General features: G+C 42.0%; 31 protein-coding genes and 1 tRNA gene. 2 read left to right on the top strand and 30 right to left on the bottom strand.

Going from position 1 to position 26,375, the window contains the following annotated elements; translation table 11 throughout:
* Positions 1-90 precede the first annotated feature (90 nt).
* The 18 genes from NRI27_RS02560 to NRI27_RS02475 form a co-directional block, all read right to left on the bottom strand.
* A complete protein-coding gene (locus tag NRI27_RS02560; RefSeq protein ID WP_371389418.1) occupies positions 91-561 on the bottom strand; it encodes a hypothetical protein in 471 nt (156 codons plus the stop codon).
* A gap of 346 nt (positions 562-907) precedes the next feature.
* Positions 908-1,192 (bottom strand): hypothetical protein, encoded by a 285-nt coding sequence (locus NRI27_RS02555; protein ID WP_371389417.1) that lies wholly within the window; start codon positions 1,190-1,192, stop codon positions 908-910.
* 48 nt (positions 1,193-1,240) lie between these two features.
* A complete protein-coding gene (locus tag NRI27_RS02550) occupies positions 1,241-1,465 on the bottom strand; it encodes a hypothetical protein (RefSeq protein WP_371389416.1) in 225 nt (74 codons plus the stop codon).
* A gap of 83 nt (positions 1,466-1,548) precedes the next feature.
* On the bottom strand, positions 1,549-1,905 hold the full coding sequence (locus NRI27_RS02545; RefSeq protein ID WP_371389415.1) for a hypothetical protein: 357 nt from the start codon (positions 1,903-1,905) through the stop codon (positions 1,549-1,551).
* Between the two features lie 116 nt (positions 1,906-2,021).
* The gene (locus NRI27_RS02540) at positions 2,022-2,519 is read right to left on the bottom strand and encodes a HEPN domain-containing protein (RefSeq protein ID WP_371389414.1); all 498 of its coding nucleotides are present in this window, start codon (positions 2,517-2,519) and stop codon (positions 2,022-2,024) included.
* Positions 2,520-2,572: 53 nt separating this feature from the next.
* Positions 2,573-2,707, bottom strand: a complete 135-nt coding sequence (locus NRI27_RS02535) for a hypothetical protein (protein ID WP_371389413.1) — start codon at positions 2,705-2,707, stop codon at positions 2,573-2,575.
* A gap of 50 nt (positions 2,708-2,757) precedes the next feature.
* Positions 2,758-3,096, bottom strand: coding sequence for a hypothetical protein (locus NRI27_RS02530; RefSeq protein ID WP_371389412.1), 339 nt, complete (start codon positions 3,094-3,096; stop codon positions 2,758-2,760).
* A 457-nt stretch (positions 3,097-3,553) separates the two neighbouring features.
* Positions 3,554-3,627, bottom strand: a tRNA-Arg gene (locus NRI27_RS02525).
* A gap of 65 nt (positions 3,628-3,692) precedes the next feature.
* Positions 3,693-4,262 carry a metallophosphoesterase gene (locus tag NRI27_RS02520; protein WP_371389411.1) on the bottom strand — a complete coding sequence of 190 codons (570 nt, stop codon included), beginning with the start codon at positions 4,260-4,262 and terminating at the stop codon, positions 3,693-3,695.
* Positions 4,259-4,873, bottom strand: coding sequence for an XTP/dITP diphosphatase (locus tag NRI27_RS02515; protein ID WP_371389410.1), 615 nt, complete (start codon positions 4,871-4,873; stop codon positions 4,259-4,261). The genes NRI27_RS02520 and NRI27_RS02515 overlap by 4 nt, the downstream gene beginning before the upstream one ends.
* The gene (rph, locus tag NRI27_RS02510) at positions 4,870-5,628 is read right to left on the bottom strand and encodes a ribonuclease PH (RefSeq protein ID WP_371389409.1); all 759 of its coding nucleotides are present in this window, start codon (positions 5,626-5,628) and stop codon (positions 4,870-4,872) included. Before rph ends, NRI27_RS02515 begins: the two co-directional genes overlap by 4 nt.
* Positions 5,629-5,720: 92 nt before the next feature.
* Positions 5,721-6,527: a glutamate racemase gene (gene racE, locus NRI27_RS02505; protein ID WP_371389408.1), complete on the bottom strand. Its 807-nt coding sequence runs from the start codon at positions 6,525-6,527 to the stop codon at positions 5,721-5,723.
* Entirely contained in the window at positions 6,524-6,931 is a 408-nt protein-coding gene (locus NRI27_RS02500; RefSeq protein ID WP_371389670.1) for a MarR family winged helix-turn-helix transcriptional regulator, read from the bottom strand. The genes racE and NRI27_RS02500 overlap by 4 nt, the downstream gene beginning before the upstream one ends.
* Before the next feature lie 217 nt (positions 6,932-7,148).
* On the bottom strand, positions 7,149-7,361 hold the full coding sequence (locus NRI27_RS02495) for a helix-turn-helix domain-containing protein (protein ID WP_371389669.1): 213 nt from the start codon (positions 7,359-7,361) through the stop codon (positions 7,149-7,151).
* An 87-nt stretch (positions 7,362-7,448) separates the two neighbouring features.
* Complete coding sequence (locus NRI27_RS02490; RefSeq protein ID WP_317942978.1) at positions 7,449-7,892, bottom strand: acyl-CoA thioesterase; 444 nt, start codon at positions 7,890-7,892, stop codon at positions 7,449-7,451.
* Positions 7,893-8,172: 280 nt separating this feature from the next.
* Entirely contained in the window at positions 8,173-8,982 is an 810-nt protein-coding gene (sdhB, locus tag NRI27_RS02485; RefSeq protein ID WP_317942977.1) for a succinate dehydrogenase iron-sulfur subunit, read from the bottom strand.
* The gene (sdhA, locus tag NRI27_RS02480; RefSeq protein WP_317942975.1) at positions 8,979-10,733 is read right to left on the bottom strand and encodes a succinate dehydrogenase flavoprotein subunit; all 1,755 of its coding nucleotides are present in this window, start codon (positions 10,731-10,733) and stop codon (positions 8,979-8,981) included. The genes sdhB and sdhA overlap by 4 nt, the downstream gene beginning before the upstream one ends.
* A gap of 51 nt (positions 10,734-10,784) precedes the next feature.
* The gene (locus NRI27_RS02475; protein WP_317942973.1) at positions 10,785-11,393 is read right to left on the bottom strand and encodes a succinate dehydrogenase cytochrome b558 subunit; all 609 of its coding nucleotides are present in this window, start codon (positions 11,391-11,393) and stop codon (positions 10,785-10,787) included.
* 216 nt (positions 11,394-11,609) lie between these two features.
* Here NRI27_RS02475 and NRI27_RS02470 point away from each other — a divergent pair, with 216 nt between their 5' ends.
* Positions 11,610-12,026 (top strand): YslB family protein, encoded by a 417-nt coding sequence (locus NRI27_RS02470; RefSeq protein WP_371389668.1) that lies wholly within the window; start codon positions 11,610-11,612, stop codon positions 12,024-12,026.
* A 41-nt stretch (positions 12,027-12,067) separates the two neighbouring features.
* Here the strand turns inward: NRI27_RS02470 and uvrC are convergent, their stop codons facing one another.
* The 12 genes from uvrC to zapA all read right to left on the bottom strand — a co-directional run bounded on the left by uvrC (position 12,068) and on the right by zapA (position 25,291).
* Positions 12,068-13,846 (bottom strand): excinuclease ABC subunit UvrC, encoded by a 1,779-nt coding sequence (gene uvrC / locus NRI27_RS02465; protein ID WP_371389407.1) that lies wholly within the window; start codon positions 13,844-13,846, stop codon positions 12,068-12,070.
* A 55-nt stretch (positions 13,847-13,901) separates the two neighbouring features.
* Positions 13,902-14,216 carry a thioredoxin gene (gene trxA, locus NRI27_RS02460; protein ID WP_371389406.1) on the bottom strand — a complete coding sequence of 105 codons (315 nt, stop codon included), beginning with the start codon at positions 14,214-14,216 and terminating at the stop codon, positions 13,902-13,904.
* A gap of 204 nt (positions 14,217-14,420) precedes the next feature.
* A complete protein-coding gene (locus NRI27_RS02455) occupies positions 14,421-15,395 on the bottom strand; it encodes an electron transfer flavoprotein subunit alpha/FixB family protein (protein WP_317942968.1) in 975 nt (324 codons plus the stop codon).
* Between the two features lie 32 nt (positions 15,396-15,427).
* On the bottom strand, positions 15,428-16,201 hold the full coding sequence (locus NRI27_RS02450) for an electron transfer flavoprotein subunit beta/FixA family protein (RefSeq protein WP_371389405.1): 774 nt from the start codon (positions 16,199-16,201) through the stop codon (positions 15,428-15,430).
* A gap of 22 nt (positions 16,202-16,223) precedes the next feature.
* Positions 16,224-16,997, bottom strand: a complete 774-nt coding sequence (locus NRI27_RS02445; protein WP_317942964.1) for an enoyl-CoA hydratase — start codon at positions 16,995-16,997, stop codon at positions 16,224-16,226.
* Positions 16,998-17,059: 62 nt separating this feature from the next.
* Positions 17,060-17,641 carry a fatty acid metabolism transcriptional regulator FadR gene (locus NRI27_RS02440; protein ID WP_371389404.1) on the bottom strand — a complete coding sequence of 194 codons (582 nt, stop codon included), beginning with the start codon at positions 17,639-17,641 and terminating at the stop codon, positions 17,060-17,062.
* Positions 17,642-17,729: 88 nt separating this feature from the next.
* Positions 17,730-19,427, bottom strand: a complete 1,698-nt coding sequence (locus NRI27_RS02435; RefSeq protein WP_371389403.1) for a long-chain-fatty-acid--CoA ligase — start codon at positions 19,425-19,427, stop codon at positions 17,730-17,732.
* A 227-nt stretch (positions 19,428-19,654) separates the two neighbouring features.
* Positions 19,655-20,068: a DUF350 domain-containing protein gene (locus tag NRI27_RS02430; protein ID WP_371389402.1), complete on the bottom strand. Its 414-nt coding sequence runs from the start codon at positions 20,066-20,068 to the stop codon at positions 19,655-19,657.
* Positions 20,069-20,271: 203 nt separating this feature from the next.
* Positions 20,272-22,626 carry an endonuclease MutS2 gene (locus NRI27_RS02425; protein ID WP_371389401.1) on the bottom strand — a complete coding sequence of 785 codons (2,355 nt, stop codon included), beginning with the start codon at positions 22,624-22,626 and terminating at the stop codon, positions 20,272-20,274.
* Between the two features lie 16 nt (positions 22,627-22,642).
* Positions 22,643-24,349 carry a DNA polymerase/3'-5' exonuclease PolX gene (polX, locus tag NRI27_RS02420; protein WP_371389400.1) on the bottom strand — a complete coding sequence of 569 codons (1,707 nt, stop codon included), beginning with the start codon at positions 24,347-24,349 and terminating at the stop codon, positions 22,643-22,645.
* Between the two features lie 93 nt (positions 24,350-24,442).
* Positions 24,443-24,982 (bottom strand): CvpA family protein, encoded by a 540-nt coding sequence (locus NRI27_RS02415; protein WP_317942954.1) that lies wholly within the window; start codon positions 24,980-24,982, stop codon positions 24,443-24,445.
* Between the two features lie 9 nt (positions 24,983-24,991).
* Positions 24,992-25,291: a cell division protein ZapA gene (gene zapA, locus NRI27_RS02410; protein ID WP_371389399.1), complete on the bottom strand. Its 300-nt coding sequence runs from the start codon at positions 25,289-25,291 to the stop codon at positions 24,992-24,994.
* Positions 25,292-25,414: 123 nt separating this feature from the next.
* Here zapA and rnhC point away from each other — a divergent pair, with 123 nt between their 5' ends.
* Positions 25,415-26,371, top strand: coding sequence for a ribonuclease HIII (rnhC, locus tag NRI27_RS02405; RefSeq protein WP_371389398.1), 957 nt, complete (start codon positions 25,415-25,417; stop codon positions 26,369-26,371).
* Positions 26,372-26,375: the final 4 nt, after the last annotated feature.

Raw genomic sequence — 26,375 nt, 5'->3', positions numbered from 1 at the left:
GTACGTACGGTTCTCGTATACGGCGGTTCAATAACTTAAGTATCGACGCTTGTAACCTTGTTCATAATACGTGATGGATTGCTTAATAGCTTAATGTTGGTTCCGTCTTGGACGAAAACCATAGCTCCCCTCTGAAAAATGAGGGGCAATGATTTTACCAATCACCTGATAGATGGCTTGTTGAACCATTCGGTCCCGTACACACAGTATGCCAAGTTTCCGCTTTGAGCCATCTAACTTTGGGATTTCAACACGTTTTACTGGTAGTGGTTCGTACGAGCCGTCTTTCAGTTTCCGAATCAGTTGGGTTCGGTATTTGGCTACATGTCCAAATAGCTCATCTACTGTCATTTCATCGACACCGGGCACCCCTTTATTTGCCTTCACTTTCTTACATGCGTTAAAGAGGTTGTTGATGTCGACTACTTTATCAATCAAATCGATACCATCCTGTCGTTCCATTTCTGTAAAGACAGGACTGCACGCTCCCGCATACTCTTCAGTTTTAAACCTATCCCTTGGCCGCCAGCCATCTGACGATGTTTTCTGTGGTCTTTGCACTGTCTTTACCTCCATTTAATTTCAGAATTGTTATTGTTCAGCCCTTCATCCTAATGGACTACTATGGCTTCTGCTGACTTCTTACAGTTCAACCTGACATCACTGACCGGTTTGCTCCTGTGGGATATTCCATCCCTCTTGTCGGGAACCCCTGTAAGACCTCCCCGGGTAAGAGCCATAACCTTACTCCCATGCAACCGCTTCATTTACTGTATGGAATTCGGGCAGTATTGGACTTCGTTTTGTTAGGCCATTGCAATGAGCGGAAGAAATCTTTTATTCACTTCGGATGTGCGCTTAATTAATTCCACTAGTGCTAAGATTGTTGCGAAGAATAATACCTCTGTCATTTTTCATCGTCCCTTTCTATTTTATCGATTCTTTTATGTGCAGATTTTGCACTCTCATCTATTCGTATAACTTTTTCCGTTAATGCCGTCATCCGTTCATCTTTAACTTCCATCTTGACTTGGATTGAATTAACCCCCGCTCCAATGTGATCTAGCTTGGTATTAGTTACAACTTTCTCCGTGGCTTCTTTCTTCACATCTTTGTCTCGACTTCTCAGAAAGCTGAAATAGCTAATTAGGAAACCGAATAATGCGCCGATCACTCCGATTTCAATATTCATCGTGCACCTCCGTTTTTCAATTTAAAAAGAACGCCCGTGTGGACGTTCTCATTTTTCCAACTTTTCTAATAGAATAGCTTTCTGAGCCTTAGTTAAACTGTGGCTACTGTCTAGCCATTCATTGACCAACGTAAACATTCCTTCACTACTTAAACCAACCTTTTGCTCATTACCAATTTCAATGCCTATATCGACTTTACCATTAATAGCTACTTGAAACCATGGTGATTTAGCATGATTGTATTGTGACAAATGTTCTCTTCCAAAAACCAAGCCTATCCCCTCCCCTCATTCTTTAACGTTCGACAGAGGGGAGAGGAAGTCCTGCTTGTTAGCAAAAGCTCTCCGCTACTAGTCTAATCCCAGAACTTAAAATCCTTGTTAATAATTGAATCAAGTTCTCGCTTCTCACCATCGATGTATAGTTTTTGGACATCCAGCACTTTATTCTTAGATTCGTTATCGAAATGGCTCCATTTATGTTTGTGACCTTCCCTAAACTCGTCATCTCGATTGAATATCAGCCTATTGGAAACTTGCTTCCAATTTATTTTTTCATTTACGAAAGCCGTAATTAGATCCCACAGTTCACCACCAATAACCTCTCGATATTTAGATCCATATACTACGAAGTAGTCTCCATCATCATGTTCAATTAAGTAGCATTTTTCATTTCTTCTATATTCGGTTATATCCCGCAGAGTCATTTTCATGTTAGGTCCCCTTTCATTCTAGCAATAAGCTTACAACACAAGAATGAGAGAGTCATTTTTGTGCTTTCCTAAATTGCTTTACGACACATTATGCTCCAAATGTGATGTAAAATCTCTTACCGTTTTACATTATTATTAGCGACGTTATGAAGCGTAAATAATAATTCAATCAAAAACTGAATGTTAGACGCCATATTCCCGCGCTCATACATGTAACGGAAAATCATAAATGCTTGGCCAACATCGTCAAGTTCAAGTTCAAAATTTTCTATCAGAATATTTCCGCAAGGATGTTTATTCTTCAGGTGTTCTTGCGTTTCCTCAGGTAATTTCTTAAACAACTTATATAGATTATGCTCTCTTCTACAATCAATATTATGCGCTAAAAGTAAGTGTTTCAAATACAGTTCACATGCAAATGAAATATTTGTAAAAACAGCATTTCCGTGTTGGCTAAGCATCATATCTTTACATCGAAATGAGACTTCATGATATGCATTAGCTTCTTTCAGACAATTTTCCGACCATCTCAAATAATCTTCTTTAGTTTTCAAACTAGTAGTTGGATTTTTATGCATTTTAAAATATGTTCTTGAATTATCTTCATTTTTCAATGTATTTCATCCCCTTTCATCTATATTACGACAAAAGGGGATGGAAATCATTCTTACTCGCCATCAACCAAATAACCAACTCCACTATCAATAAGAATCTCTTTTACTCCTGGTTGCAGAGAAGTAGGAACTTCGCTATAAGCAGCCTTTCCAAGAATCACACGTTGGGCAAAAAACATCGCCATCATAATATCACACCCTTCCACTCTCAATAAAAGCCAAAACAAAAAGCGGGTAATCATTGATAGACCTGTGTCGCCATTTCGGCCACGACGTCCTCGATGAAACTCGCTCTTTCGGATAATGCATTGTTTTGTGCTTTTAGTAATTGATTTTCGTGTTTCAATTGTTCATTCTCACGTAGTAAACGTTTGGCGTTCGGATTATTCCTAATCGCTGAATGACTAGTTAGGTTTTTATTTTCATCAACATCGTTGACCCAGATTGTCCATTCAAACTCATCAACAGGTAGAAATTCTGCAGATGTAGCAAAACCATAACCCGGAGCCAGGATTGGTTCAGTTTCATGAATTTCAACAACTTGTTTTGAAAATCTTTCATACTCTAAGTAATTCATATTACAACCTCCTATTCTAACCAGGCTTTCTTAACGTTTAATCTTGATCCATGTAGCTATGATAGTTGCGTCTGCTGCTTCGATTTGTGGAATGGCCAAGTAGTTGAATCGCTTATTATTCAAACGAGCCAATACATCGTTATAGTCCATTGCGGTAGTGTTTTGTTGTATAAAGGTGCAATTATACATTCAGTTTCCAATAGACTTGGGCATGCAGATATTCAAACCACTCTAGATCACTATGCACATATATTAAAAGAGACGGAAAAACGCGATGAAGAAATCGCCATAAAAATCTATGCGAGTTAACGTATACTTTGTATACCAAAATTTCAAATCAAATTAAATCATATTCAGTCGGACTCTCAATACAAACAAAAAACGCCTGAAGCCTTGATGCGACAAGGTTTCAAACGTTTACGTTCATACTCTTTTATAAGCATGTTTCGATAAAAAACGTCCCAGGAGGGATTCGAACCCCCGACCCACAGCTTAGAAGGCTGTTGCTCTATCCTGCTGAGCTACTGAGACATGTTCAATTTGCGATTACTTTTCGCAAAGGACAAATATTATTATAGGCAGGATTTCGAAAAAAGTCAACGCTTTCTTGTATAATTTTTCATTTCAACGGAATGAATTGTTTCAAGCTGAAGATTTTTAATGGTTATGCGCAACTTTTTCTCGTTTTCTAACGTGTTAACGTCACTTGAAATTCCCTCGTAAGCAAGATCCTCGACTTCGTGGTCCCACTCGATTTCCACAAACGATGGTTCATTGCCACCTCTCGGCAACAAAGTGCTCCCTGGATTGACAAATAAGATCCCCTCTTTCATTTCAGCACCGTACAAGTGAGAATGCCCGAATAAAACAATGTCTGCCTGTTGTTCCAGCGCCTCGTAATACAAGGGGAGCATCGACCGTTTACAATCATGTTCATGTCCGTGTACGACGAAAATTCGTTTGTCGCCTACTTGGACGAGGAGTGATTCAGGAAACCGGCCGTCTCGGTCACAATTCCCTCTTACCACATGTATGTTATGCAAAAGCGGATCGTCAAGTGACAGTTCACTGTCGCCACAATGAAAAATTGCATCCGCCGGCAGAGTGGAAACGGTTTTCACCGTCTCCACATCACCGTGAGAATCACTCATTACAATAATCTTCATTGTACTTCACCGAATGATGCCATGAGTGTAGGGAGTTGTTCTTTCAGTTGAGCGAGCGCTGCACCACGATGAGAAATTTCCCCTTTTTCAGCAGGTGTCAATTCAGCCATCGCACGTTGCTTCGCAGGTGTATAAAAGATCGGGTCATATCCGAATCCGTTTGTTCCCCGTCTTTCATTCAAAATGAAACCTTCACAACTACCCGAGAATGTCTTTGTCTCTTGATTTGGGCCTGCTATGGCGAGTACGCAACGGAACCGTGCTGTCCGTTCGTCTTCAGGCACCTCTTGAAGCTCTTCTAGCACTTTGTCGATATTCGCATCATCGTTCTTCGCTGGACCGGCATAACGAGCAGAATAGACGCCAGGCGCACCATTTAGTGCATCGATTTCCAAGCCACTATCATCGGAAATGACCATGATGCCTAATTGTTTCGCTACTTCTTCCGCTTTCAACACCGCATTTTCCTCAAATGTCGTGCCCGTTTCTTCCACGTCTATGTCTTGTTCTAAGTCATTCAAAGTCATTACTTGGATGCCATACGGCTCAAATAACACCTCAAAGTCTTTTGCTTTGCCTTTATTGTTCGTGGCAATCAATACTTTTTTCATGCTTCATCACTTTCCTTTTGTTTAATCTGCTCATGAATGGAACCTAAAGCGTCTTGTTGAATTTCGATTAGACGTTGAATGCCTACTTCAGCCAATTCAACGAGCGCGTTCATTTCTTGCCTAGTAAACGTCGCTTCCTCACCAGTCCCTTGCAATTCAACAAATTCACCCGCGCCTGTCATAACGATATTCATATCGACTGCAGCTGCAGAATCCTCCACATAATCAAGGTCTAGGATAAGCATGCCTTCCTCTGTCTTCCCAACACTGACGGCAGCTAAGTAATCACGGATTGGGAACTTTTTCAGTTCCTTTTCACTCACTAACTTAGCGACTGCCATGCTCATTGCCACAAAGGCACCTGTAATCGAAGCCGTTCTCGTTCCGCCATCTGCTTGTATGACATCACAGTCAATCCAAACTGTTCGCTCCCCGAGTGCTTCCAAGTCAACGACTGCACGCATCGCACGGCCAATTAGACGTTGGATCTCCATTGTCCTTCCACCTACTTTCCCTCGGGAAGATTCACGCTGCGTACGCTGCCCTGTCGCCCGTGGAAGCATTGAGTATTCCGCCGTCACCCATCCTTGTCCACTTCCTCTAAGAAAAGGAGGCACTCGCTCTTCAATGGACGCCGTACAAATCACCTTCGTATTTCCAACAGAAATGAGCACTGAGCCTTCGGGATGAAGCAAATAATCCGTTTCAATTGTTACATCTCTTCCTCTATCAGCAGTTCTTCCATCATGTCTCATGTCGGCTACCTCCACATTTCAAGTTCAGCATTCATCTTATCATAACCATTTTCATCAAAGCAAAAAACCGGACACCTGAATTGGTATCCGGTCTAGAGAATAATATGTCGAACATCTGGATTTTGCAATTCTAGCCAATCCATCGCAATGGATGAAAAGCCTTCCAATGAGCCTGTTGTATAAAATAAGGGTGCAATCCCTGTATTTTGTTCATTCAACAACCCGAAATGATCCAATGTGTTACGTACATCCTGAACCGTTTCGTTCGCAGATGAGACAATGGCGACTCCTTTGGGCAATTGTGCTTGGATGTGGTCATGCAAAAGGGGATAGTGCGTGCAGCCTAAAATCGCCGTATCAAAATCGATATGAACGAGTGGATTTAACGATTTCTCCATAATCGGACGAATATCCAAGCTTTTATACTGTCCACTTTCTACGAGAGGTACGAAATCCGGACAGGCAAGCTGGTATGTTTGGGTAGCATTTGAAATTGCCGTAATGGCATGTTCATACGCTCCACTTTTCACCGTTCCTACCGTTCCCAACACTACGATTCTCCCTGTAGTCGAGACGCGTACTGCAGCTCTTGCACCGGGTTCAATGACTCCTACTACAGGAAACGCAAATTGGTTGCGCAAATCATCCAGTGCTACTGCGGTCGCTGTATTGCAAGCAACTACCAACATTTTTATACCCATTTTTGACAATGCATACGCCATTTCTAACGTGAATTGTTTCACTTCTTCGACTGAACGTGGCCCATAAGGACATCTTGCATCATCGCCGATGTAGATGATTCGTTCTGCCGGTAATTGGTTAAGCATTTCTTTTACGACGGTCAACCCGCCCACACCTGAATCGATGACGCCGATCGGTGCTTGTTTTGTGGCCTTCAATCCTTGCTCATCTCTTCATGCAATCTCGTCATCAACTGCAGGAACTGTGTAATTTCCTCTTCCGAAAAATCGTCGAGGACAGTGCCTAAGTATTTACGACGTTTATCAATTACTTCTTCAATGATTCTTTCGCCTTCATCCAATAGATGTATACGCACAACCCGACGGTCTTGTTCGTCACGCACACGTTTTACGAGCTTGTTGTTTTCCATACGGTCTACAAGATCAGTAGTTGTACTGAAAGCTAAATACATTCTATTGGATAAATCACCAATCGTCATATCACCATGCTCGAATAACCATTGCAAAGCGACGAATTGTGGAGGAGTAATTGAATAATTGCTTAATATTTTACGACCTTGTTGCTTAATAATTCCGGATATATACCGCAGTTCTTTTTCCATCTGTGCAATGTTATCCAAACTATCTCGATTATGCTCATTGTTAGTTGTCACGAATACCAGCTCCCTGAAAACGAATACTGTCTACTTATTGTCACCTTTTTCGACACATAACGCAACTTTTTTTACATGATTGTCATGTATATATTTTTTCCAGGGATGATAAGCGTGTTTACTTATCACTTCTTCGTGCATTTGCGAATGCTACTATCCATGTAATCTAGTTTAATTTCAACTCCCCTAATCGCAGTAATTCGACAATTGCTTGAGCCCTTCCAGAAACCCCTAATTTCTGAATTGTATTCGAAATATGGTTCCTGACGGTTTTTTCGCTAATGCCGAGCCGCCCTGCGATTTCTTTCGTCGTATGATCGTTTACTAATAGATCGAAGATTTCCCGTTCTCTAGCTGTAAGCAAAGAACGATTTTTCATTTCTCCTGTCAAGACGCGCCCCCTCCTATCCACGTTCACTTTACAATATGTGAGGACGGTCTAGGCTGTGCCGGCTCGTTCATCATTTTAGAGAGAAAACGCAGATTTTTGATATTCTTTCCAAGGCAATGCTTTCCCCGTGAATTTATCGATTTGGACGATCGAGCCTCTCCCTGTAAAAACAACCTCATTTTTTGCGTTCTTCGCCATATAATGGAGATCGACAGAGCTGTTTCCGATAGCAGCAGCTTTCACAAAAATCGACAATTGTTCATCAAAAAATACTTGTTTCATATAGTCACATTGTAGATCTGCCACAACAGGAATTGCTGCACCTTTTGGATCAAGCCACTCTTCCATATGACCAATCGTTTTTAAAAATTCGATCCTAGCGTACTCGAAATAAGTGAAAGTGACTGTGTTGTTCAGATGACCATACATATCCGTTTCAGAAAAACGTACTGAAACAGGTACTGAAAACGTAAATGATTGAATCCATTTCTCCATATCCTCAATATATGCAATCCTCATGTACTGCTCCCCCTTGATTATCGAAGTAAATAATACATAGTAATTTTTTCAGCCTGATTGAAAACGCTTGTCAGCCTAGGCGCGAAGTCGAGCGAAGACGCGAATAGAACAAAAGTTCATGAGCGGACGAGCAAGACGAGCAACAACGGATGCGAGCGTTTGTCAACAGGCTGAAATGAATGAACATTCATTCTTTTATTATACTCGAACAAAGAAGAACAGCAAACAAAAAACAACCCTTCGCGTATCAGTGATACGTAAAGGGTTGTTGGAAGTTGAATTAATCAACCATATGATCGCTTCCAAAGAAGTTCTTGAACATTTGTACAGTTGTATCACGGTTTAATGCCGCAATAGATGTTGTCAATGGAATTCCTTTCGGACATGCCACTACACAGTTTTGAGAGTTACCACACTCTCCGATTCCACCGTCTGCCATTATTGTCGCTAGACGTTCGTCTTTGTTCATCGCACCTGTTGGGTGTGCGTTGAAGAGACGAACTTGTGAAAGCAATGCTGGACCAATGAAATTCGTTTTGTCGTTCACGTTCGGACATGCTTCCAAGCAAACGCCGCACGTCATACATTTCGATAATTCATATGTCCATTGGCGTTTCCGCTCAGGCATACGTGGACCTTCACCAAGATCATACGTACCGTCAATCGGAATCCATGCTTTTACACGCTTCAAGGAATCGAACATGAAGTCACGGTCTACGACTAAGTCTCGTACAACCGGGAACGTTCTCATCGGTTCAAGACGGATTGGTTGTGTCAAATGATCGACCAATGCTGTACATGATTGACGAGGGCGTCCATTGATGACCATCGAGCACGCACCACAAACTTCTTCTAGACAGTTCATGTCCCAGTTAACAGGCGTCGTTTTTTCACCTTTTGCATTAACCGGATTACGACGAATTTCCATAAGCGCTGAAATCACGTTCATATTCGGACGATACGGGATCTCAAAGCTTTCCATATAAGGTGTAGATTCCGGCGTATCTTGACGTTGTATTTCAAACTTCACAGTCTTCGTTGCAGTCGGTTGTTCTTGCACAGCTGTTGTTTGCTCACTCACTTCTGTCAATCTCCTTTCTTCGCAGAATAGTCACGTTTACGTGGCGGAATTAAGGATACATCCACTTCTTCATAAGAAAGGATCGGTGCAGATTTACCATCGAACTCTGCAATTGTCGTTTTCAAGAAGTTTTCGTCATCACGGTTCGGGAAGTCTGGCTTGTAATGTGCTCCACGGCTTTCATTACGGTTAAGCGCACCTAACGTGATTACGCGTGCCAAGTAAAGCATGTTCTTTAATTGGCGTGTGAATGTAGCACCTTGGTTCGACCATTGTTGCGTATCAGTAATGTTGATGTTTTCATAACGTTCCAAGAGCTCTTGAATTTTATCATCAGTCGCTTGTAATTTATCGTTGTAACGAACAACCGTTACATTGTCTGTCATGATTTCACCGAGTTCTCTATGAAGCATGTACGCATTTTCTGTTCCATCCATCTTCAATGTTGCATCCCACTTCTGTTGCTCATCTTTGATGGCTGCATCGAAAATCGAAGAAGGTAATTCATCCGCAGTGCGTTTCACGCCGCGCATATACTTAACTGCTTCCGGACCTGCAATCATACCACCATAGATAGCGGATAGAAGTGAGTTCGCTCCAAGACGGTTTGCACCATGTTGTGAGTAATCACATTCACCAGCAGCAAATAGACCAGGAATATTCGTTTGTTGTTCATAGTCCACCCACAGCCCGCCCATTGAATAGTGAACAGCTGGGAAGATTTTCATTGGTAATTTACGTGGATCGTCTCCAGTAAACTTCTCGTAAATCTCAATGATTCCACCAAGTTTAATATCAAGTTCTTTTGGATCTTTATGAGAAAGGTCCAAATACACCATGTTTTCACCGTTTACACCGAGCTTTTGATTGACACACACATCAAAAATCTCACGTGTTGCGATGTCACGTGGAACGAGGTTACCGTAATCCGGATATTTTTCCTCTAGGAAATACCATGGTTTACCGTCTTTGTATGTCCAGATTCGTCCACCTTCACCACGTGCTGATTCACTCATGAGACGAAGTTTGTCATCTCCTGGAATAGCAGTCGGGTGGATTTGGATGAACTCACCGTTTGCATACTTAGCACCTTGCTGATAAACGATTGAGGCAGCAGAACCCGTGTTGATAACTGAGTTTGTTGATTTACCAAAGATAATTCCCGGGCCACCAGTTGCCATAATGACTGCATCCGCTGGGAAAGCTTTGATTTCCATCGTTTTCATATCTTGCGCTTTAATACCACGGCAAATTCCTTCATCATCCATAATAATTCCTAGGAATTCCCAGTTTTCGTATTTCTGAACGAGCCCGGCCACTTCATGACGACGGACTTGCTCGTCCAATGCATAAAGAAGTTGTTGACCTGTCGTTGCACCCGCAAACGCTGTACGGTGATGCAATGTTCCACCAAATCGGCGGAAATCGAGAAGACCTTCTGGTGTACGGTTGAACGTTACACCCATACGGTCCATGAGTCGGATAATTCCAGGTGCCGCTTCTGCCATTGCTTTTACAGGAGGCTGGTTCGCAAGGAAGTCTCCTCCATATACAGTGTCATCAAAGTGGATGGCTGGTGAATCGCCTTCACCTTTCGTATTCACTGCACCGTTAATGCCACCTTGTGCACAAACGGAGTGGGAGCGTTTAACCGGAACGAGCGAGAACAGGTCAACTGCGACCCCTTCTTCCGCAGCTTTGATAGTTGCCATTAAGCCGGCGAGTCCGCCACCTACGACAATCAATCTGCCTTTTGCCATTATTGTTTCACTCCTCAATTTTTACATGTTCTGTAATTTATCTACGATCAATTAGACAAATGCAAATAGCGCTTGAATGCCTATTACTGATAGTACTAAGAAAGCTAGTATTGTAATGTATGAAACAATTTTTTGTGAGTTTGGTGATTGTGCAATCCCCCAAGTAACTGCAAATGACCAAAGGCCGTTTGCCAAGTGGAAAGTTGCTGCAATAACACCTGCAATGTAAAACACGAGCATGAATGGACTAGATAAAATTTCAGCCATCATGTCAAAGTTCACTTCAGCACCCAAAGCTTTTTGGATTCTTGTTTCCCAAATATGCCAAGCGATGAAGATCACAAGAAAAACACCTGTGATACGTTGTAGCAGGAACATCCAGTTGCGGAAAGTTCCGTAGCGCTGAACATTGTTTTTCGCAGTGAAAGCTATGTACACACCATAAAACGCATGAAACATGAGTGGAATATAGATGACAAACCATTCCAAGAAAAGCACGAATGGCAAGTTGCCCATAAAGTTGGATGCGTTATTGAATGCCTCTTCACCGCGAGTTGCAAAATGGTTAATGACCAAGTGTTGAGTCAGGAACAACCCAACCGGAATAATTCCGAGCAATGAATGCAGTCGGCGCAAGTAAAAATCTGATTCTCTCGACAAGTCTTTACCCTCCCTTATTAATGGGATACGCCAATCGAACGTTACCTAATTATATACTTTTGAGAACGTTGACGGCATGCCCCTTCATGGTACAATATTATAACATGTTCATTGTACTCCTCACATTTAAGGAGGTCAAGGACATGTGAACTTTTCTTGTCGACAACGAAAAGTTCCTTTACGATTCAGAATCCGCTTGAAAGGACTGCATATCCCTTGAACAATGACACGACTGAACAACCGACTCGTCTCGGTTATGAAATAATTAGAGATCATGTACTTCCAACAATATTAGGTAAACACGAGAATGAAATCCTTTATTGGGCAGGAAAAGACATTGCACGGAAATTTCCCATGTTCTCAACCGATGAACTCCCTGCATTTTTTTCGGAAGCAGGTTGGGGGCAACTAACCTTTTCTTCGAATAAACAGCCTAAAGATGAAGCCTGGCTAATTTTACAACAACCCGATCTCACGGTCCTGGAAAAAAGATCGTATCAGCTAGAGGCAGGATTCCTTGCCGAGCAATTCCAAAAGCTTAACGGCTATTTAGCAGAGTGCTACGCTGAAAAACAAGTGAAAAAAAAACAAATCCATTTTATTGTAAAGTGGGACACGAAAACAACCGTGTAAAAAATAGACAATGAATGGGTTCTAGCTACTTATTGAACCCATCATTTCTCTTTTGTAAAGTACAAATGAACGGATTCCGCTACTTTTATTGGCAAACCTGCTTCCTTCAGCTGTTCCGTGGATGCCTCTTTTATCTTTTTCATTGACCCAAAATGTTGCAACAATTGTTTTTTCCGTTTTGGTCCAACTCCTGGCAATCCATCCAACGCCGACATCATTGACTGGCTATCCCTTCTTTGACGGTGGAACGTTATGACAAATCGGTGCACTTCGTCCTGAATTCGTTGAAGCAAATAAAACGCTTCACTCGTCCGTTTCAAAGGTACTACCTCAATCGGACATCCATACAATAATTGAGCCGTTTGGTGTTTATCGTCTTTTGCCAAGCCTGCTATCGGGATGGATAAACCTAACTCATCTTCAATGACTTCACGTGCAATCTCCATCTGTCCTTTCCCCCCGTCAATAATGATGAGATCAGGCAGTGGCAAGTCTTCTTTCAAGACACGTGTATAGCGTCTTCGAATTACTTCTCGCATTGCTCCATAATCGTCGTGCGCAGCAGCTGTCTTTGTTTTATATTTTCGATAGTCTTTCCGATTCGGTTTTCCGTCAACAAACGAAACCATAGCAGAAACCGGATCAACTCCACCTGTATGCGAATTATCGAACGCCTCAATGCGCAAGGGTGTTGCGATATTCATTGCAATTCCTAAGTCTTCGCAAGCTCCAATCGTTCGCTGTTCCTGCTTTTCGATAAGTTGAAACTTTTCTCGCAAGGAAATTTCAGCATTTTTCATCGACAGCTTCAGTAAATCTTTTTTCTTTCCTCGTTGCGGGATTAATACATTCACTTTTAACAACTGTTGGACCAATTCGTGATTAACCCCTTCAGGAAGTAAAATTTCTTTTGGCAAAAGGTGCCCGGACTTCCCGTAAAATTGTCCGATGAATGTTAACATCTCTTCCTCTGGATCTTGGTACAAAGGAAAAAGGGATACATCCCGTTCAATTAGTTTCCCTTGACGCACAAAAAATACTTGGACACACATCCAACCTTTGTCAACTGCATAACCAAAAACGTCCCGATCCGTGAAGTCGTTCATCATCATCGTCTGCTTCTCCATAACCGCCTCGATATTCGCTATTTGATCACGGTATTCCTTTGCGCGTTCAAATTCCAGGTTTTCAGCTGCCGCAGACATTTTCTCCGTCAGTTCCTTTTTAACGGTCTTGTACCCACCGTTTAAAAACCTGCTAATATCATCAACCATTTCTTTATAGGTTTCGTGTGGTATATCTTTTACACACGGCGCAAGACATTGTCCGAGGTGAAAGTATAGGCATACGCGATCAGGAAGTTTATGGCATTTACGATAAGGATAAAGCCGATCTAATAATTTCTTCGTTTCATGTGCAGCAGTAGCGTTCGGATATGGACCAAAATACTTCCCTTTGTCTTTTTTTAATTGCCGCGTGACAATCAATTTGGGATGACGTTCCGCTGTAATTTTCAAGTACGGATACGTTTTATCATCTTTCAGCATGATGTTATATTTCGGGTCGTATTGTTTAATTAAATTCAATTCCAATATGAGTGCTTCAATATCAGAACTTGTAACGATATATTCGAAATTCTCAATTTCACCAACAAGACGTTGCGTTTTCGCATCGTGGGAACCTGTGAAATAGCTTCTCACCCGATTTTTCAGGATTTTTGCCTTACCGACATAGATAATTGTTCCTTGTCGGTCTTTCATTAAGTAACATCCTGGAAGGTCTGGCAATAAGCTTAGTTTGTGCTCAATTATTTCATTCATCTTCTTCACCTACCAAAAAACCGGGTCCTCCTGAAGGCCCGGTTTTACGTAATGCTTACGCGTGTTTTTCAATCAATTCAGCAAGTTGCTCTTTCGGTTGGAAACCGACAACTTTGTCAACAATCTCGCCATCCTTGAAAAGCACAAGTGTAGGGATTGACATAATGCCATACTCACCAGCAGTTGCTTGGTTTTCATCCACGTCCACTTTTACAATTTTCGCTTTGCCTGCTAGATCCGCGTCAAGTTCTTCAAGAACCGGAGCGATCATTTTACAAGGTCCACACCAAGTTGCCCAAAAGTCAACGAGCACAAGGCCCTCTTTAGTTTGCTCTTTAAAATCTTGATCTGTCGCATGAAGTACTGCCATGTAATTTCTTCCTCCTTTTAGTAAATCCAACTATGGTTGAATTATAGCATGCCGGTTTAAGGCGGGCGAAGTTTATGCTTACATTCTTGGTTTGCCCGTTTTACGGTTTTTAAAACCACTACTTATGTCTATTGGTTCATATAAAAACTGCAGACACCACACTTTTGGTGTCTACAGTTATTTCCAATTTTACAAGTCACACAATCAGTTCGTCTTGATTTTCTTGATTTCTTCAATCATCATCGGGATGACTTCGAAGAGATCACCGACGATTCCGTAATCCGCGACTTTAAAAATGTTTGCTTCAGAATCTTTATTAATCGCAACAATCACTTTGGAGTTTGACATACCTGCCATATGTTGGATTGCGCCTGAAATACCTGCAGCAATATAGAGATCCGGCGTGACAACTTTACCTGTTTGGCCAATTTGCAAAGAATAGTCACAATAGTCAGCGTCACAAGCGCCACGAGAAGCACCTACCGCTCCACCTAATAGTTTCGCTAACTCTTCTAAAGGCGCAAATCCGTCTGCACTTTTCACGCCACGTCCACCTGCCACGACCACTTTCGCTTCAGATAAATCAACACCTTCTGTCGATTTACGGACAACTTCACTAATAATGGAGCGTAGGTTTGTAATGTCGACAGATAATGATGCCACTTCACCGGTGCGGCTGTCATCCTTTTCAAGCGGCGCAATATTGTTCGGTCGCACGGAAATGAATAACAATCCTTCTTTGTTTTTCACCTTTTCAAATGCTTTTCCTGAATAAATCGGACGGACGAATACTGCGTCATCCCCATCGCCTTCAATCGCGGTAACATCTGACACTAATCCTACTGCTAGTTTACTAGCAATTTTCGGAGACAAGTCTTTCCCTAAGGCAGTATGACCAAAGACAATTGCATCAGGCTGCTCCTGTTCATACGCTGCCATGAACGCTTGGCCGAAGCCGTCAGACGTATAATGTTTTAAATGTGGGTGTTCAACCGTAATGACGCGGTCTGCACCAAACTTAATCATTTCTTCCCCTAATGATTGAACCGAATCACCAAAAAGCAAGCCGACGATTTCGCCTCCACCAGCAACTGTCTTAGCTGCTGCGATTGCTTCAAACGAAACGTTACGCAATGCTCCTTCACGAGCTTCACCGAGTACAAATACTTTTTTAGACATATTATGTTCCTCCCATTACAATTTGAATTCCATCAAAGCACTTTTGCTTCTTTATGTAGAAGCTCAACAAGTTCCTTCACTTGGTCGGACAGATCGCCTTCAAGTACACGACCCGCAGCTTTTTGAGGTGGCAAGAAGATTTCAACCGTCTCCGTTTTTGCTTCAACGTCCTCTTCGTCCAAGTCCAAGTCATCTAATTCCAGTTCTTCAAGCGGCTTTTTCTTCGCTTTCATAATTCCTGGTAAAGATGGATAGCGCGGTTCGTTCAAGCCTTGTTGTGCAGTGACGAGTAACGGTAACGATGTTTCAATCGTTTCTGAGTCCCCTTCAACATCACGAACAATCTTGACGGATGTTCCGTCGACTTCAATATTTGTAATTGTTGTCACATAATTAATTCCTAACAGTTCTGCTACACGAGGACCTACTTGACCAGAACCACCATCAATTGCAACGTTCCCTGCAAGGATTAGGTCAGCGTCTTTATCTTTCAAGTATTCAGCAAGTATGGTAGCAGCCGAAAACTCGTCCATTTCGTCAAGATCATCTTCCGTATTAATAAGAACTGCTTTGTCAGCACCCATAGCAAGTGCTGTACGCAATTGTTTCTCGGCTTCTTCGTTGCCGATTGTTACGACAGTTACTTCCCCACCGTTTGCATCACGCAATTGAATTGCTTCTTCAATTGCATACTCATCGTACGGGTTAATGATAAATTCTGCACCATCTTCCACAATCTTTCCGTTTGAAACCGCGATTTTCTCCTCCGTGTCAAATGTACGTTTTACTAATGCATAAATGTTCATCGTACAATCCTCCTCAACGTTTTTAATTCCCTTTGAAATGTGGTTCCCTTTTTTCAATAAAAGCTTGGATGCCTTCTTTTGCATCAGCTGTCACAAACACTTCCCCGAATGAATCGGCTTCAGCTTTTACACCCTCATAATAACTGTCTGTTTTCATATATTGAAGCATGCGTAATGCTGCTTTCATCGCAACAGGGCTCTTTTTAGCAATTTTTCGCGCGAGCTCCATAGTTTTAGAAAGCAATTCCTCTTCTGGATATGCATGATTTGCAAGACCGAGACGCACTGCTTCCGTCCCAGTGATCGGTTCACTCGTGAGGAGCATCTCAGCAGCTTTCGCCGTACCGACATATCGGGGCAAACGTTGTGATCCAGCAAACCCAGGTATTAAGCCGAGTTGCAATTCAGGTAAACCAAGTTTTGCTTTCTCAGTCACCAGACGGATATGACAGCCCATTGCCAGTTCAAGGCCCCCACCTAACGCGGCTCCGTGAATAGCGGCAATGATCGGTTTTGAAAAATTCTCCAACCGCTCAAATACATGTTGACCCGCTGATGATAGTTTTGAAAATTCCTCACCCGTAGAAACGGTTGTAAATTCTTTAATGTCTGCACCTGCCGAGAAAAATTTCCCTTCCCCGTGCAAGACGATGACTCTTACAGCATCATCTTGTTCAACTGCATCGAGCATTTGGTCAATCCCACGAATAAGGCCGCTCGATAATGCATTTGCTGGCGGACGATTTATGGATACAATAGCAACATGTTCCTCAATGGTCATTGATAAGAATTCCATTTTACCCCATCCTTTCGTATGAATAGTGATACTGCTACGATTTCCCTAAGCGTTTACTACGTCTACGACTTCATACCTTTTAATAGCAATTTATGCACTTGGGGAGCCAATTTGATAAGATCATATTTTTGATCGTTCATCACCCAAGAAGTGATTGTTTCATCAATTGTGCCAAAAACCATTTGCCGAGCTAACCGAATATCGATTTTTTCGTCAAATTCACCGCTATCAATCCCTTCTCGTAAGATCGAATCAAGCAATACGAGATATTCTTTTAGTACTTCGTTAATTCGAAATCGTAGGTCCTTGTTGGATTGTCGAAGCTCTAATTGTGTCACAATAGCAAGGTGGCGGTCGTGATAAAGTAATGAGAAATGATTATCAATCAATTTATACAATTTTTCTGTTGCGGAAATCTCTTTTTTCACAATCTCCTTCACATTTTCTACGAAGATGCCCATTTTCTCTCTAAAGACCGAAATAAGGATGTCCTCTTTATTCTTGAAATAGAGATATATGGTGCCATCTGCCACGCCAGCTTCCTTCGCAATCTTGGATACTTGCGCTTGATGGTAACCGTTTTCTGCTATGACGATGACAGCAGCATCAATAATCTGTTTGTATTTCGGTTTATCACGCTTCATTTTATTTCACCACCAAAAAGAAGAAAATATGAATGATTGTTCATTCATATTTTCATAGTAATCTTTTATTGAACTGTCGTCAAGCATTTCATGATATCGTTTTCAATTGTTCCAACTTTTTCTTTTCTTCATCGATTAGCGACCTACGGAGAATCTTTCCGACTGCCGTTTTCGGTAGCTCTTTACGGAACTCATAGAGTCTTGGAACTTTATAAGATGCCAACTGTTTTCGGCAATACGTATCTAATTCTTCTTCTGTAATCGATTTTCCTTCTTTAAGAACGATATAAGCTTTCACCGTTTCACCGCGGTATGGATCCGGTACACCTGCAACAACACATTCCAAAATGGCAGGATGTTCATAAAGGATTTCTTCTATTTCTCGTGGATAGATGTTAAAACCACTTGCGATGATCATATCTTTTTTACGATCGACGATATAGAAGTGACCTTCATCATCCATATACCCGAGATCTCCTGTTAAAAACCATCCATCTCTAAAGGTTTGCGCGGTATCTTCAGGTCTATTCCAATACCCTTTCATTACTTGAGGACCTTTAATGGCAATTTCTCCTACCTCACCATTCGGTAAAGGCTCAGTCGTTTCCGGACCAACGATGCGTGCATCCGTATCTGGCCATGGAACACCAATAGAACCACTCACCCTACGTTTTTCCCATACAAAGTTCGCGATAGCAACTGGCGAAGTTTCTGTAAGGCCATACCCTTCCACAAGTTTACCGCCCGTCACTTTTTCAAACTCTTCTTGTAATTCAACTGGTAAAGCGGCAGATCCACTAATACAAGCTTTGATGGATGACAAATCGTATTTCGCCAATTGTGGATGGTTGAGCAAGCCGATGTAAATTGTTGGTGCACCCGGAAACAACGTCGGTTTTTGTTTATCAATCGTTTTTAAAGCTGTTTCAAAATCGAATTTAGGCACTAACACCATTTTATTCCCTTGCATTACCGATAAAATAAGGACTGTTGTCATACCATAGACATGGAAGAACGGAAGGATCCCCATAACGGTTTCTTCGCCTTCTTTACATTGATATAACCACGCATTGCACATCTGGACATTACTGATCAAGTTCGCATGGGTTAACATGACGCCTTTTGGAGGTCCTGTTGTTCCACCTGTGTATTGGAGCAACGCGAGGTCATCATCAAAATTAAATTCATATGAAACTGGCTCTGCTTTTGCGATTTTCATAATTTCTGTAAAAAGATGATTCATGCCTCGATGTTCCACTTTGACGACAATTCCATATTCCCTCTTTTGAATGAACGGATAGACAAGGTTTTTCGGGAATGGTAAATAATCTTTGATGCCGGTAATGATGATATGTTCCAAGTCTGTTTCTTTAACAATCTTTGAAATTCTTCCGTACAAAATATCAAGGGAGATAATCGCCTTCGCACCGGAATCTTTCATTTGATAAGCAAGTTCTCTTTCCGTGTACAAAGGATTAGTTTGAACAACAACAGCACCGACGTAAAGGATTCCATAGTAAGCAATTGCACTTTGCGGGCAGTTCGGAAGCATAATCGCCACCCGGTCTCCTTTTTCCACACCGAGAGAGCGTAAATAATTGGCAAACTTCAAGGCCGAATCATGAAACTCTTTAAATGAAATGTCCTTCCCTAGAAAATGAATGGCCGTCTTATCGGGAAACTTGTTACTCGAGTCTGTTAAGAATTGTTGGATGGGAATCCGGTCATATGCAATCGTCTTCGGAATCTCTGGTGGATACATGCTGAGCCATGGTTTTTCCGTCATTTGCAAAACCTCCTTCTTTTTAATAGTTTATAGAAAATTCATTCTTAATATAGTATATCGATAAATGAATCCGCTTTCAAATAGAATATTAAAAACTCCACAAAAAAATGCCTTGACCGGCAAATTTTAGTCAAGGCGTGTTCGTCATCATCCAGTAGATGCCGATGATAACAAAGAGGATACAAACAACAATCAATATTTTAGATAATTTCTCCATTAGAAGTCTCCTATGAAATACTTGCTCCGATAACAAAGGACAGGCCGACTGAAATGGTCAGCGAGATAAAGCCGACAGAGCGGTTATCTTCTTCAATCTCCTTGTCAATTTGGAACTTTGGTGTTAAAAATTCGAAAAGCAAATACGCAAACACAAGCAAAATAAACCCGTATAACCCCCACCCAATCATTTGGGGCAACGTATTATGTTGTTCGATCGAATAATGGAAAATATTCGCGACACCAAAAATTTTTCCACCGGTCGCCATTGCTACAGCCATGTTCCCTTTTCGGATTTCTTCCCAGTTTTTATATTTCGTAACAAGTTCAAATAAGACCATCGATACGATGAGGCAAAGGACTACAACACTGAAGTAGCCTGCTGTTTCTACTAGTGGATGGCTCCAAAACCCTGTTTTTGTCATTTGTTTGGCTCCTTTATGAATCGATCATTCCTTCCTCTACGTATAGCGGTCGAAAAAGATTCATTTCTCAAGATCTTTTTTAATTCATGTTGACTTTTGACGGGTCAGTTACAGTTAAAGAAAGACACGAGACGCCTCTTTTTTAACCGACTGACTCTCAACGGGTTGGATCGTTACGAATGATTTACCTATAAGCGGTTACTTCACTTTAACTCAACAACTGTCACACCGTGGCCACCCTCACCCGCTTCGCCATAGCGATAACTTTTTACCCGTGGATGATTTTTCAAGTAGGATTGGACACCTTGTCGTAACGCGCCAGTCCCTTTCCCATGAATGATGGACACTTGGTGGTAATTCGATAACAGTGCATCATCCAAATATTTTTCTGTTCGATGCAAGGCATCCTCATACCGTTCACCACGCAAATCGAGTTCCAACTTCACATAGGAATCTCTACCGCGCACCGAAGCGGACACGACAGGTTCTTTCAACTTCTCTGGCTTCGTATATTCCAATACGGATTCATCGAGCTTCATCTTCAATATACCAATTTGTACGACCCATTCTTTTGCTGAAACTTTTTCTATTAACGTTCCTTTTTGTCCGTATGTGACGACTTTCACTTCATCACCGACTTGTAGTGGTCTTGCAGCAGCTTTTGCTACAATCTTCCTCTTCTTTTCTTGCGGTGCAGCTTCATCCAATTTTTTGCGTGCTTCAATCAATTCATGCTCTTTCACTTGTGCACCCGCATTCATTCGAAGGGCGCGCAGTTCTGCTATAACAGCTTCAGATTCTGTTCTTGCTGTATCCACAATCGTCTTTGCTTTTTCTTTCGCTTTTTCAACAAGCTTCTCTTTCATGTCGTCAAATTCAGCGAGTTTCGTTTCCAGTTCACGCTTTAATTTTTCTGTTTCAATGAGTAACGCATGTGTTTGTTCTGCATCTTTTTCTGATTGCACCCGACTTGTTTCCAATGAAGCGATCATTGAATCGACTTCTCCCCGGTCAGTTCCCGTGAATTTTTTAGCGCGGCCGATAATGTGCTCGTGCAAACCAAGACGTTTGGAAATTTCAAATGCATTACTACGTCCCGGGACGCCGATGAGTAACCGATACGTCGGGCTTAACGTATCAATATCAAATTCAACACTCGCATTTGCAACACCGGGCCGATTGTAGCCGTACGCTTTCAGTTCTGGATAATGCGTCGTCGCCATCACCCTAGCCCCCGTACCATGCACTTCATCCAATATGGCAATTGCCAACGCAGCGCCTTCCTGCGGATCGGTGCCTGACCCTAATTCGTCAAAGATGAGTAATGAGCGGGAATCGAACTTTTTCAAGATGTCTACAATATTCACCATATGGGAGGAGAACGTACTTAAGCTTTGCTCAATGGATTGCTCGTCCCCAATATCCGCATAAACCGATTCAAACACAGCAACTTCAGAACCATCCAATGCAGGAATGGGTAGACCAGCTTGCGCCATTAACGTACATAAGCCGACTGTTTTGAGTGTAACGGTTTTTCCGCCCGTGTTCGGACCTGTAATGACAATAGACGTAATCTCTTTACCAAATTCAATTGTATTTGCTACGGCTTCTTCAATCGGCAACAGTGGATGACGCGCTTTCGCTAATCGAATATACCCCTCTTCATTGACAGTCGGTTTCGTACATTTGTGCGCAGTTCCATATTTCGCCTTCGCTAAAATTACGTCAATTTCCGCTAAAACACCTACAAGCACAAACAATTCATGTGCGATTTCTTGCACTTTCATCGATAGTTCTTGAAGGATTTTTTCGATTTCTTCCCGTTCTTTCATTTTCAAATTCCTAATTTCGTTGTTCGCTTGAACGACCGCATCTGGTTCAATGAACAGCGTCTGTCCTGAAGAGGACATATCATGAATGACACCGCCGAAGTGTGACCGGTATTCAGCTTTTACAGGGATGACAAAGCGATCGTTTCGGATTGTTACAATTGAATCGGACAACATTTTCGCTGCATTACGGCCTCTAGTGTATCCTTCCAACTTTTCACGCACACGACCTTCCTGCATACGAAGGTTTTGTCGAATGGAACGGAGAGTTCCTGATGCGCTATCCACAACGTGACCGTTATCGTCGATTGCAGCATTAATTTCATGCTCAAGCCCTGTCAGTATAGGCAACGCTTCTTTTTTGGCTAAAAACTTCGGTAACTCGATATCTTCCTCTTCATTCACTGCTTCGATGAATTGCCGAAGAATACGACTCGCTCGAATCGTATTGGCAATTTCCATAAGCTCGTAAGCACTCAGTACACCACCAATTTGTGCTCTTTTTGCATGAGGTCTGACGTCAGCAATGCCGCCCATCGGTACATTGCCCCTCAGACGTAATATCGCAAGCCCTTCATCTGTCTCATCGAGCAACTCAACAACTGTATTGAAGTCACTGACTGGTTCTAACTTTTGCAAAAGGTCACGACCAATCGTTGACGTACAATAGGTCGCTACAATCTCTCTTATTTTGTCAAATTCAAGTGTTTTTAAGACACGTGTCTCCAATGTCTTACACTCCCCTTCACTTCCGAATAATTTCACGGATAAATTGTTCGAGCGGCCACGTGTTGACGACCGTCTCCTTTTTCAACCAAGCTTTTTGTGCATAATTTACTGCAATGTCCATATAATTCAATTGGTCAATTGCATGTGCATCCGTATTGATTGCAATTTTCACGCCAGCTTCTTGGGCTGCAACCAAATACTCCGTACACAAATCGAAACGATGGGGATTTCCATTCAATTCAAGGATTTTATGATGCTCTTTTGCCCACTCGATGAGTTGCATAACGTCCGGGTTATAACCTTCACGTTGGCCAATTATTCTACCTGTTGGGTGCGCAATCATATGAACATATGGATTTTTCATCGCAGCATATAGTCTTTCCATAATCTGCTCTTGTGATTGATTGAAATTCGAATGGATTGATGCAATGACAAAATCCAATTCTTGTAATAAATCATCTTCAAAATCAAGCGTTCCATCCGGCAGTATATCCATCTCAGTGCCACAAAAAATCTCAATATCATCAAATTCTGCATTCACTTTTCGAATTTCCGCAATTTGTTCACGGACGCGCTCAGGTGTAAGACCATTTGCTACTTTTAAATAGTGCGTGTGATCTGTAATAACTATGTGGGTGTACCCCTTCGCTCGACACGCTTCCGCCATTTCACGTATGGAGTAGCCACCGTCCGACCACGTTGTATGCATATGGAAATCGCCACGAATATCATGTACCGTTACAAGTTCTGCAATTTCATCCGCTCGGTCAATTTCAGTACCATTTGTCCGAACGGAAGGAGGTATATAAGGCAGATCAAAGAACGCGAAAAACGCTTTTTCAGAGCTAAATGTTTTCGTTGTCCCGTCTTCCTGCTCTACACCGTATTCACTAATTTTCATCCCTTTAGATTTCGCCAACTGCCGCATTTTTACATTGTGGTCTTTCGAGCCTGTAAAGTGATGAAGTGCGGTAGCAAACTGTTCATCCGTCACGAAGCGAAAATCGACGTCGACCGCATCTGTCATGTCCAGCACAATCGATAGCTTTGCATCTCCCGCCGCTACCGTCTCTTCAACAGGTAAAGCAGCAACGACCTTTTCCCTTACAACGGCCGGATTGTCTGTAACGATGATGAAATCCACGTCACTGCTCATTTCTTCAGCACGCCTGAAACTTCCAGCAACCGAAAAGCGAGTAATTTCGGGAATTCCTCTTAACTCTTCTTCAATAGCGTGAACAATTGACTCAATTTGCCAAACTGGCAACTTCTCTTTACGTGTACCGAGTTGTTGTAGTTCATGTAGCAGCTTTTCTTCTGTCTTCTTACCAAAACCCGGCAATTCACTTACTTTATTTGACTCACAAGCTTGGCGTAGGGATTCCACTGAATCGATGCCAAGCGTTTCACGAAGTTTCGCAATGCGCTTGCCACCTAGGCCAGGAACTTTTAATAAGGGGAGCAAGCCTTTTGGTACTTCATGCTCCAGCTCTTTCAATAGATCCGATTCACCCTTTTCAAGCAAATCAATGATTACAGCGCCTGTCCCTTTCCCAATCCCTTTCAACTTCAAAATATCATCCATTTCGGATAAGCTACGAGGATCGAGCTCGAGAACATTCGCCGCTTTACGAAAAGCACCTACTTTAAATGGATTCTCGCCTAGTAATTCCATATACAATGCAATTTTTTCGAACGTGCGAATGATCGTCTTTTTATTCATCATCCATACCTCCATTGGGTTGTTAGTTGCTGTGAAAAAGGCTTCCCTCCAGCGAAGGGGGGAAGCCGTGAACAGTTCGATTTTCAACAAAGATCACTTCGTATAAATGTACCACCAATTTTTCACAGTCTCCGAAAAAATCGGTGTATGCTCGAACATCGCTTCTGCTAAGATTGAATGTTCAATCCAATTTTGTATGAAATCTAGCGGGAGCATTGCAACTAAATAGAGGACAAGGAAAATTAGTATATAAAACTCTACAAATCCTAATGCAGCCCCTCCAAATCGAGCAACGAAACCTAGTACTGGTAAGTATTTCAGGAAATCAAACATTGAGGCAATCAATTGCAGAACAAATTTCACCACAATAAAAATAATTACAAATGCTAATAACCGATAAAAAGTTTGGTCAAGATCAAGTTGCTCTACTGTCCAGCTCAATTTCGATCCAGCTGTCACCCCTGGATAAGGGATCCATAATACGAATTTATCAGCTAACGGTTTATAATATATGTACGCTACGATAAGTGCAATGATGAAACCTGTCATATGGATGAGTTGCACGATGAGCCCTCGACGGAACCCAGTAATCAATCCTCCTACTAATAGGAACACAATGAGTAAATCTAGCATATACGTCAGTCAACCTCTCAACTTATTCAATTCTTCTTCCAACTCTTCGACACGTTCTTTTAACAGTAAATAGTCATGAACGCTGTTGACAGCGGTGAGCACAGCAATTTTGGAACTGTCCAAGTAAGGATTACGGGCACTAATTTCCTTCATCTTTGCGTCAACCATCGAAGCGACATGGCGAACGTGACTACTTGTTTCACTGCCGACAATTGTATAAGTTTGCCCATATATGTCAACCGCAACGCGCGTCTTCTGTTCGTCTGCCAATGTTGAAACCTCCCAAATAACGACTCTGTACCCAATCATACCATGAAACTCTTTTACTTGAAAAGAGAAGGGATAGTTTTGGGATCTGTAACGACTTTATAGACAGACCTACACGTTCTGTTCCTGTACAATATAGACAAGTGAATCGAGAGGATGAAAACAATGGGACAAAGCGTACTTCTATTAGATGAGTCAACCATTTCAGCACTAACACAACATTATCTGTCATTTAAAGTGACGAGAAATGCTCCAGGGGTTTTATTTGCAGCAAAACTTCCAGATACCGCCATTACAGTTTACAAATCCGGAAAAGTGCTCTTTCAAGGTAATGGAGCTGAACGTGAAGCTACACAATGGGGAAAGTCAAAGGCAACACAACATGCAAGTTCGACGTCTACAGCTAAAAAGGTAGCATCTCCTAAAGGTGAATTGTTGCCAGATAATTTTGCTGGGTTATCAGTACTAGGATCAGACGAAACAGGAACAGGCGATTTTTTCGGTCCAGTTACTGTAGCAGCTTGTTATGTGCGTACTGAACAGATCAATCTTGTCCGAGAACTCGGTGTAAAAGACTCAAAACAACTAACGGATGATCTGATGAGACAAATAGCCCACGACTTACAAGCGACTTTGACGCATAGTGTATTAACTTTATCCAACCCGAAATACAATGACGTGCAAGCAAAAGGCTGGTCACAAGGAAAAATCAAAGCACTCTTGCATAACCAAGCACTGAAACACGTTTTACGCAAAATGGATGGACAAAAACCGGAATATATTTTGATTGATCAATTCGCAGAACGTGGAATCTATTATAACCACATTAAGAACGAACCTGAGATTATCCGTGAAAATGTATTATTTTCCACCAAAGCAGAAGGATTGCACGTCTCGGTAGCAGCCGCATCAATCATCGCGCGTGTCGCTTTTTTAGAAGAGATGGATCGTCTCAGTCAACTCGCTGGCATGACATTGCCTAAAGGGGCGGGTCCCCGAGTGGATGAAGTTGCTGCTAAAATTCTTCTAAAGGACGGAGAAGCAGCATTACGTTCCATGACCAAATGGCACTTTGCAAATGCACAAAAAGCGAAAAAACTTGCAGCAATGAAGAGAATGTAACTTA

Source organism: Sporosarcina sp. OR05 (genome assembly GCF_041414805.1).
Lineage (GTDB): Bacteria > Bacillota > Bacilli > Bacillales_A > Planococcaceae > Sporosarcina > Sporosarcina saromensis.
The sequence above is the reverse complement of the archived record's forward strand: the minus strand, read 5'-3'. Positions and strand labels throughout refer to the sequence as shown.